The organism is Sulfolobales archaeon (assembly GCA_038897115.1).
Classification (GTDB): Archaea; Thermoproteota; Thermoprotei_A; order Sulfolobales; family AG1; genus AG1.
In genome coordinates this window covers 1-6,765 of sequence record JAWAXC010000106.1, presented here as the reverse complement: position 1 = coordinate 6,765, position 6,765 = coordinate 1, and the positions used below count along the sequence as shown (strand labels likewise).

At 44.1% G+C, this 6,765-nt stretch carries 7 protein-coding genes; 6 read left to right on the top strand and 1 reads right to left on the bottom strand.

Annotation, left to right across the window (positions count from 1 at the left end):
- The coding region (locus tag QXE01_10635) for a hypothetical protein (protein ID MEM4971692.1) at window positions 1-202 on the bottom strand (202 nt) is incomplete at its 3' end.
- Window positions 203-543: 341 nt separating this feature from the next.
- Here QXE01_10635 and QXE01_10630 point away from each other — a divergent pair.
- The 6 genes from QXE01_10630 (at window position 544) to QXE01_10605 (ending at window position 5,724) form a co-directional block, all read left to right on the top strand.
- Window positions 544-1,332, top strand: coding sequence for a winged helix-turn-helix transcriptional regulator (locus tag QXE01_10630; GenBank protein ID MEM4971691.1), 789 nt, complete (start codon window positions 544-546; stop codon window positions 1,330-1,332).
- A 160-nt stretch (window positions 1,333-1,492) separates the two neighbouring features.
- A complete protein-coding gene (gene crtI / locus QXE01_10625; protein ID MEM4971690.1) occupies window positions 1,493-2,920 on the top strand; it encodes a phytoene desaturase family protein in 1,428 nt (475 codons plus the stop codon).
- Window positions 2,907-3,719: a phytoene/squalene synthase family protein gene (locus QXE01_10620; protein MEM4971689.1), complete on the top strand. Its 813-nt coding sequence runs from the start codon at window positions 2,907-2,909 to the stop codon at window positions 3,717-3,719. The genes crtI and QXE01_10620 overlap by 14 nt, the downstream gene beginning before the upstream one ends.
- Window positions 3,710-4,552: a prenyltransferase gene (locus QXE01_10615; GenBank protein MEM4971688.1), complete on the top strand. Its 843-nt coding sequence runs from the start codon at window positions 3,710-3,712 to the stop codon at window positions 4,550-4,552. Before QXE01_10620 ends, QXE01_10615 begins: the two co-directional genes overlap by 10 nt.
- 88 nt (window positions 4,553-4,640) lie before the next feature.
- Window positions 4,641-5,165: a pyrimidine dimer DNA glycosylase/endonuclease V gene (locus QXE01_10610; GenBank protein MEM4971687.1), complete on the top strand. Its 525-nt coding sequence runs from the start codon at window positions 4,641-4,643 to the stop codon at window positions 5,163-5,165.
- Between the two features lie 361 nt (window positions 5,166-5,526).
- Window positions 5,527-5,724: a hypothetical protein gene (locus QXE01_10605; protein ID MEM4971686.1), complete on the top strand. Its 198-nt coding sequence runs from the start codon at window positions 5,527-5,529 to the stop codon at window positions 5,722-5,724.
- Window positions 5,725-6,765: the final 1,041 nt, after the last annotated feature.

The following is a 6,765-nucleotide window of genomic DNA, read 5'->3' as shown; positions in this document are numbered from 1 at the left end:
TAGCAACCTCTACAGGATCGAGATTGAGAGTCTCTCTAAAGGCTCTTAACACGAGATCCTCGAGATCCAGACTTCTCTCCCCGCTCTTTTCATAGATATACTTAGGAGCCATGATCACTACTCTATCTACTGAGCTACTAGGGGTATTCATGGGGATCACAACCAACTCCTTAGATTCTCTTATACCAACGCTTTTATCCACATAACTCTGAATCCCCACTACTATGTTATAGATATCGCTGAAGGTATAGCTATATCGCCTCATTTATTAGGTTTATAACGACTAATACAAATATTTTAATCATCATATTTAGAACAGTCGGTGATATATAGATATTCCTCAGAATCTTAGAAGAATTATTTTGTGTATATAGCTATATCGATAACGAGCTCTAGATATGAACCTTAGAGAGCATTGCATATATGTCCACTGACTCTCTTCCCCATCCTAAGGGCTCCCCTCTATCGATTTCTCTTATAGGTTTCTGCGAGGTAAGAGATATTTATGGCCTTATGAGCTATTCTTCTGGGATTAGTAAGGATATGGCGATTGAAGCCATTGATAAGAGGGTCTTGATAGGACTGCTTAGAGATGGTAGAGCATCAATTAGAGAGCTTTCTAGATATACCGGCTTGTCTCCTCAGCTGATCAGCTACAAATTAAGGGCATTTATTAGCAGGGATATCATTAAGAGCTTTTCGCTAAGAATATCGCCTAATCTATATGGCTATTACTATGGATTTGTCGCTGTGGATAGTAAAATAAATGATTTCAAAAGGATCTCCTCTTGGGCCTCTTGCCTTGAAAAAATAGAGTTGCTGGAGATCTACTCTTCTTCTCTTGAAAACCTTGGAAAGGATATGGAGTATTTGAAAGGGAGGGCTGTCAGCTATTATATGTCGTATATACCTCCGCAGAGACTATATAGAAGATCGAGGATTGTGGATGAATTTATAAGGGCTCTGAGATCTGAGCCCAGAGCTAGCTTCTCGAGGCTGGCTGAGATATCGGGTCTGGAGAGAAGGTCAGTGATCAAGATCTATAGGTGGCTTAAGAAGAGAAGGCTTGTAAGGGTAATCCCAATACTAGATCTCGATAGGGCGGGAATAAAGCTGGTTGTTATTTTCACTAGGAAGGCAGATAAGCTATTACTACCGGTTGGGATAGAGTATGAAGTATTATTACACATAGCTGAGGGATCTAATGCTTTTTTCATAATAGCATTTATTGATAGCTATGATGCAAAGAAATTCATCTCGGAAATAAGAGGTCAAGATAGGGAGGTAGATATAATGATCATATATGACTATGGATTTCTAGAAATAGAGTAGATATCGTTAGCACCCAATATATAGGGGATATTATCTACAGATAGATATCCGACTAGTATAACCATTTCATATAGATCCTATTGAGAACTTCAATCGACAACTATAAAAAATCTTTTTACACCGACTTAATAGAACTTCACCACATCTCCTTCGAAGAGCCATGAAGAGGATCCTCATAGTCGGGGGAGGCGTTGGAGGGCTAGCTGTTGGAGCGCTTCTTCTGAGAAAAGGGTATGATGTAACCATTATCGAGAAGAACAATAACGTGGGGGGCCGAGCATCCTATCTATATGTAGATGGCCACGGCTTCGATATGGGTCCTACATGGTATATGATGGATGATATATATAGAAACTACTTCTACGAACTAGGGGTTCTCCCTAGGTATTATAGGAGGCTCAGGGCTCTCGATCCCATGTTCTCTATTTATATTAATGGTATGAGGATCGATGTTCGTCAAGATGTAGAGGATCTTGCGTCAAGACTCGAAGAGATCGAGCCGGGGTCTGGCGAGAAGTTCATATCGATTCTTAATACATCGACCGGCCTATATAGGCTTGTCGTGGAGAAGCTCCTATATAGAGACTATAGAAGGCCATGGGACATGCTGACCCCTAGTATATTCAAGATCTTTAGGTATATAGAGCCGGCCCAGAAGATGCTTAACAGGTTGTTCAAGAGAGAGGAGCCAAAGATCTTGTTGGGCTATGACTCGCTCTTCCTTGGAACGCCTCCCTGGGAGCTTCCTTCGCTATATCTCCTCCTAATGATCCACTCGCTGTTTCGAGGAGGCGTCTACTACCCCCAAGGGGGTATGAGCGAGGTGCCTAGGTTTCTAGAGAGCTATGTGATCGATAAGGGGGGAAGGATACTGACTGGCTGTGAGGCTAGGAAGATAGAGATTATGGATGGGGTTGTAAAGAGTGTTAAGTCCACATGTGGGGATCATCGTGCTGATATAGTTATAGCTAATGCTGACTATGCACATGTGGAGCTAGATCTTATTGAGGAGAGATATAGAGGCTATGATGAAGAATACTGGCTATCGAGGAAGCTAGCTCCATCGGCATTCATACTATATCTTGGTCTGAAGAAAGAGTTAAAGGATTCACATCATATAATAGTAATCAATTCCTGGGAGGAGCATTTTCACAGGATATTCAGAGACCCCGGGCTACCAAATAATCCGTCATATTATATTCATAACCCCCTATCCCTAATAGGATCCGATAAGCCCGGGATCATGATTCTAGTCCCCGTAGCCCCTGGGCTGAGAACCAACTGGGCGGATCTCTATGAGCTCCTTGTGAGGAGGGTTGAAAGGGATCTGGGTCTGAGGCTGGAGCCTAGTATAAAGATGATCTTCACTCCCCAGAGCTTCGAGCGTAGATACAATGCTTTTATGGGCACCGCTCTAGGTCTAAGGCATACATTTGATCAAACGGCTTATTATAGGCCATCGATCAAGAGTAGAAAGGTGAATAACCTCTACTTCGTGGGTCAGTATGTGCATCCAGGCATTGGTGTCCCCATGGTCCTCGCCTCGGCTCAGATTGTTGCGAGGGCGATCGAAAATGATCTACGATGAGGCCTACGAGATCTTCAGAAAGAGTAGCAAGACATTCTACTATGCTAGCAAGCTATTCCCCAAAAGAGTCAGGGATGATGTGGCCTTGCTATATGCCTTTGTAAGAACCATAGATGATCTCGTTGATGTGCCGGAACCCAAGGTAGACGACTTCTATCGAGCATGGGAGCTAACACTAAGGGCTTTAGAAGGGGAGAGGACCGGGATATGGTATATAGATGCCTTCGCAGATCTCTCGAGGAGAAGAGGGTTTGAGGTGGAGCATATAGAGGCTTTCATGAGCTCCATGGAGATGGATCTATATATTAGGGAGTACCAAACATTCGAAGAGCTTCTCAGGTATATATACGGATCTGCAGAGGTAATAGGTGTTTTCATGGCCAAGATAATGGGGCTCTCCGAAGATTCATATGAAAGTGCTATGAAGCTTGGCAGGGCTTATCAATTTATCAACATGGTGAGAGATATAGGAGAGGATCTAAAGCTCGGTAGGGTTTACATGCCGAAAGAGGATCTAGAGAGATTCGGGGTGGAATGCTTTTGCAGCTCACCTGAATTCAGAGAGTTCATTCGATTCCAGGTTAGAAGGTTCTTTAAAATGATCAGAGACGCCGAGCATGGATATAGATATATACCCAAGAGATATCTCATTCCGATAAAAACAGCTTCTGATCTATATAAGTGGGCTGCAAAGAAGATATATAGAGCGCCGGAACTGGTCTTAAGATCCGGGGTTAAGCCTTCGAGGCTAAGATCTATATCATATGGTCTTCTCAACGCGGTGATAATATGGATCTGAAGATGTTGATCTCTATATCGAGGCCTAGGTTTTGGTTATACACAGCAGGACCTTACCTTCTAGGCTATACCGCATCCTCAGCGTCTCTTTATGATCTCATGTCCCCCGCCTTTCTGGGCACCTTGATATACTTTATGATCCCCGCTAACTTCTACCTGTATGGGATCAACGATCTATTTGATCGAGATACAGATATTCTTAATCCGAAGAAGGGGTCTAAGGAGGTTCTCTCGCTTAGTGTAGGGGTTAAGGTTCTTGTGCTGGTTATTGCATCATCCCTGCTAATATCTCTTCTGGCTCTAATATTTCTCCAGGGGTTATCTAGGATCTTTCTAGGGATCTTTGTAGCCTTATCAACGATATATAGTGCTCCGCCTATAAGGCTTAAGTCGAAGGCTCTGCTAGATTCATATTCAAACGCCCTATATGCCATGCCCCTCTTGGTTGGGTATGCCCAGAATACGAACAATGTGCCCGGAATAGATATATTGATCGCATCTATATCTTGGTCGGCTGCGATGCATGCATTCTCAGCGATCCCGGACATTGAGTATGATAAAAAGGCGGGTTTGAGAACCGTTGCGACTCTTCTGGGTTGGAGAGGCGCCCTCTTATTCTGTGCAGCTAACTGGGGTGTAGCCTCAATAGTAGCTGTTTGGCGTGATATACTATTGCTTCCCTCTCTAATCTATCCTTTGATCCCTGTGTATATATTGGTAAGAGGAGGCGATGTTGAGAAGATATATTGGAGATTCCCCCTAATAAACTCCACCATGGGGTTTCTAGCATTTATTTATATAATATATAAGAAGGGCTTTCTAGCAGTTCTATAAATTATTCTTAATGGGTGGGTACCTGTGCGACACAAGGATCTTTTGATCTTCTCTCTTCGTGGTTTCATAAAATGAGATGGTGATCTACATGAGGTTATGGAGTATAAAGCCTGAGTACCTCGACCCAATAGGCTTGATAGCTCTTTGGAGAGAATCGATACTTGCTCTCAGAGTCTTGGAGGGCTTAACCAGAGGCTATAGGAACCACCCCCAGCTTTCAAGGTTTAAGAATAGCCGTGAGCCCCTGAGATCAATAAATACCTATATATATTATATATGGCTGGAGGGAAGGAGAAGGGGTTATAGGTTTAGCGATAGCAAGTTCAACCGAGGCCTGGTAGATCTCTCGCTTAGACTCCCGGTGAGCGATGCACAGCTTAGATATGAGGTTCTACATCTACTTAAAAAGCTATATATAAGATCTAGGGAATGGTTCTTAGACTTAGTGGAACAAGGGTGCTTTGAGCCTCATCCGCTCTTCTACGTAGTTCCAGGGGATATCGAGCCCTGGGAGAAGATCCCTGAGAACTTCGATAGAGACATCCTTGGCTCACTATCAATAGGCTCGTACTACGTGGAGATAAGGATCTGTGAAGGGAGTTACTATAGATAAGACAGGAATGCTGATCTATATGGATCGCGACTTTTAGATCCATCTATTATAAATATGTCTTTTTATTATGAATTCTTGGGTAGCTGTGGATCTTAGTTAAGGGTATCATCCTCCGTAGCGGGCTTGAAACCAGGCCTAGACTTCTCACCTCTAGCGATTCTAAACAGCTGATCCCCATAGCCGATAAGCCAGTCTCCCAGTATATCCTCGAGGATCTAGTTTCTTGTAGGGTTAGAGATATAACGATCCTACAGAGACCTATACCTTGAGAGGGTTATTGAGAGATATAGTGATGATTCTAGATTTGAATGTAGAATAATCTATATATCCCGGGACAAGCCCCCTCGGGATAGCCCATGCTGTGGGGCTTGCTAGGGAATTCGCGGGTGACTATCCATTTGAGGTCTATCTAAGTAATAACCTTCTCCAAGGAGGAATTGCGGAGTATTTGAGAAGATTTCCCGAGGGATCCTACGATGCATATGTACTTCTAAAAGAGGTCGAGGATCCCAGGAGGTACGGCGTTGCACAGCTAGATAATAGGGGTAACTCTGAGTAATATGCCCTAGCCGGGGTCTACTTTTTAAACCTCCAGCTATATCGAGACCATAAAGGATCTCAAGCTCGGCTGGAGGGGCTGAAATCTTTTTGATGCTTAGAGGATAAGCTTATATATTTTGATCCGCCTGGGTGATGGGAGCGCTGCTCCAAGCCTATTCAGGTTTACCCTAGATGGGAGCCTCGTGCCGTTGGGCTCGACAGCCACCCATGAACCCATGGGATGGGCTAGGCGAGCCCTCTGGGTGTGGTGGAATCTCTAGATGAGGCCAGGTCAGAATACAGCTATATATCTCATAGCAACGCATATGGATATCGAGCAGGCAGTCAGGAGATCAAGGAGCTGGAGGAGCTTAGAGAAAGAGCAGAGGTAGAAGAGGTTCTTAGGGAGATAGTCAGTAGACTTCAAGGGATAATACATATACTTAGCTATTTAGAGACCGTTCACCCGAGAGCGGTCTTTTATTATCGTTTATGTTCATTTTAGCCGCCCTCGGGCTCATCACGGTCTCCCCGGGCCCCCTCACCGCGGTTCAGCCACGGGTCTTGGAAACCCGGGGTCGCCAACAAGGTTCTCAGCCTATATGGCTTATAAGCTTTTTTGGGGATATGGCATCAGCATACCTAATAGCCTTGAAGGGTATTAACCACGAATTCATATAAAAGCATCCAAAAACGATCAAAGACGTTGCAGCCCTAAGTCACACTATGGGACCGATCGCTTATACTATATAACGGACTATACGTCTACGGGAATCACCTACACTATCTTAGCTGGAGATTCACCGTGATGTTTCGTGTGGCGTGCTTCGAGGATGTGTGGTTTAATATTATTAGGTTTGCATGGTATATCTCAGTGTAGGAGGTGCTGAGTATTGGTTCGTGTTGTAACTATTCGTCTTCGTGTGCCGGAGTGGGTTAGTGATGAGGATGTTGAGAGGATTGTTCGGGAGATCGAGGAGAGGCTTAGGAGTAGTATGCCGTTAAGTGCTCTTAGGAAGATGCTCGGTGTGAAGGAGGAGGACTTAGTGGATAGACTGGA